11 tRNA genes are annotated in these 1,401 nt (G+C 50.3%); all 11 read right to left on the bottom strand.

Annotation, left to right across the window (positions count from 1 at the left end):
- Positions 1 to 24 precede the first annotated feature (24 nt).
- A tRNA-Gly gene (locus tag C9J38_RS21505) sits at positions 25 to 100 on the bottom strand.
- Positions 101 to 152: 52 nt separating this feature from the next.
- A tRNA-Gly gene (locus C9J38_RS21500) sits at positions 153 to 228 on the bottom strand.
- Positions 229 to 280: 52 nt separating this feature from the next.
- Positions 281 to 356: transfer RNA gene (locus tag C9J38_RS21495), tRNA-Gly, on the bottom strand.
- A gap of 21 nt (positions 357 to 377) precedes the next feature.
- A tRNA-Met gene (locus C9J38_RS21490) sits at positions 378 to 454 on the bottom strand.
- 89 nt (positions 455 to 543) lie between these two features.
- A tRNA-Gly gene (locus C9J38_RS21485) sits at positions 544 to 619 on the bottom strand.
- A 22-nt stretch (positions 620 to 641) separates the two neighbouring features.
- Positions 642 to 718: transfer RNA gene (locus tag C9J38_RS21480), tRNA-Met, on the bottom strand.
- A 71-nt stretch (positions 719 to 789) separates the two neighbouring features.
- A tRNA-Gly gene (locus C9J38_RS21475) sits at positions 790 to 865 on the bottom strand.
- Positions 866 to 885: 20 nt separating this feature from the next.
- Positions 886 to 962: transfer RNA gene (locus C9J38_RS21470), tRNA-Met, on the bottom strand.
- An 89-nt stretch (positions 963 to 1,051) separates the two neighbouring features.
- A tRNA-Gly gene (locus tag C9J38_RS21465) sits at positions 1,052 to 1,127 on the bottom strand.
- A 22-nt stretch (positions 1,128 to 1,149) separates the two neighbouring features.
- Positions 1,150 to 1,226: transfer RNA gene (locus C9J38_RS21460), tRNA-Met, on the bottom strand.
- 71 nt (positions 1,227 to 1,297) lie between these two features.
- Positions 1,298 to 1,373, bottom strand: a tRNA-Gly gene (locus tag C9J38_RS21455).
- Between the last annotated feature and the right edge of the window lie 28 nt (positions 1,374 to 1,401).

Here is a 1,401-nt window from a genome sequence, read left to right as displayed (position 1 = left end):
CGCTTTCGCCATGAACTATCAAATTGGAGCGACACACGAGGTTCGAACTCGTGACCTCAACCTTGGCAAGGTTGCGCTCTACCAGCTGAGCTAGTGTCGCATAGCTAGGTCTTTCACCTAACGTTCACCGCTTTCGCCATGAACTATCAAATTGGAGCGACACACGAGGTTCGAACTCGTGACCTCAACCTTGGCAAGGTTGCGCTCTACCAGCTGAGCTAGTGTCGCATAGCTAGGTCTTTCACCTAACGTTCACCGCTTTCGCCATGAACTATCAAATTGGAGCGACACACGAGGTTCGAACTCGTGACCTCAACCTTGGCAAGGTTGCGCTCTACCAGCTGAGCTAGTGTCGCATCACATCTCTTAAAAGAGATTGGTTGCGGGGGCTGGATTTGAACCAACGACCTTCGGGTTATGAGCCCGACGAGCTACCAAGCTGCTCCACCCCGCGTCCGATTTTTCACCTATTTTAAGTTGGGTGACAACTATTTTTATCCATCGCCGTAGCCATGAATATCACTTCTCTAGCAAGTAAAAAAGTGGAGCGACACACGAGGTTCGAACTCGTGACCTCAACCTTGGCAAGGTTGCGCTCTACCAGCTGAGCTAGTGTCGCATCATATCTCTTTAAAAGAGATTGGTTGCGGGGGCCGGATTTGAACCAACGACCTTCGGGTTATGAGCCCGACGAGCTACCAAGCTGCTCCACCCCGCGTCCGATTTTGCACCTGTTTTAAGTTGGGTGACAACTATTTTTATTCACCGCCGTAGCCATGAATATCAATTTGGAGCGACACACGAGGTTCGAACTCGTGACCTCAACCTTGGCAAGGTTGCGCTCTACCAGCTGAGCTAGTGTCGCATCACATCTCTTAAAGAGATTGGTTGCGGGGGCTGGATTTGAACCAACGACCTTCGGGTTATGAGCCCGACGAGCTACCAAGCTGCTCCACCCCGCGTCCGATTTTTCACCTGTTTTAAGTTGGGTGACAACTATTTTTATCCATCGCCGTAGCCATGAATATCACTTCTCTACCAAGTAAAAAAGTGGAGCGACACACGAGGTTCGAACTCGTGACCTCAACCTTGGCAAGGTTGCGCTCTACCAGCTGAGCTAGTGTCGCATCACATCTCTTTAAAAGAGATTGGTTGCGGGGGCCGGATTTGAACCAACGACCTTCGGGTTATGAGCCCGACGAGCTACCAAGCTGCTCCACCCCGCGTCCGATTTTGCACCTATTTTAAGTTGGGTAACAACTATTTTTATTCATCGCCGTAGCCATGAATATCAATTTGGAGCGACACACGAGGTTCGAACTCGTGACCTCAACCTTGGCAAGGTTGCGCTCTACCAGCTGAGCTAGTGTCGCATCACATCTCTTAAAAGAGATTGGTTGC

The sequence above is a fragment of the Photobacterium sp. GB-210 genome (assembly GCF_003026075.1).
Classification (GTDB): Bacteria; Pseudomonadota; Gammaproteobacteria; order Enterobacterales; family Vibrionaceae; genus Photobacterium.
Note: the sequence above shows the minus strand (reverse complement) of the source record. Positions and strands in the feature narration are given on the sequence as shown.